Raw genomic sequence first — 454 nt, forward strand, 5'->3', positions numbered from 1 at the left:
GACGTAGTCATCCGTCACGCCGAGCCCGCGGGCGTATTGCTGGCCTTCCTTCATCACGCCGAGGTCGCGGAAGACGCCGGAGGCGATATCGTATTCGAAGACGCGGCCGAGATTGGTGCTGGAGTATGTAGCCCCGTAAAGCTTCCCGTCCGCGCTCGCCTTGAGGTCGAATACCTGCTTGTTGGACGGGTTTTGTCCCAACGCTTCGATGCGGCGCTCGGCGGGAAGGTAGCGATACAATTCGCCGTTCGTGCTGAAGTACACGTTGCCGTCCGGCGTTCTCGTCAGCCCCCAGATCGTGTCGGAGCCGGACAGCGCTTGCGAATACAAGAGCTCTCCGGTCGCCGCATCCGCGACGTGGAACGATACGGGCGTACCGACCGTGGTTACGTACTGCTCCGGACGGCCGTCGGGACCGACGCCGAACGCCGCCGATTGGGACAAGGCGATCTTC

1 protein-coding gene is annotated in these 454 nt (G+C 63.0%); it reads right to left on the reverse strand.

What is annotated here, in order from left to right:
- A partial coding sequence (locus AC2JF9_RS09190) for a hypothetical protein (RefSeq protein ID WP_500727158.1) occupies nt 1-454 on the reverse strand: 454 nt, incomplete at both ends.

The organism is Lactobacillus sp. C449L, assembly GCF_059900815.1.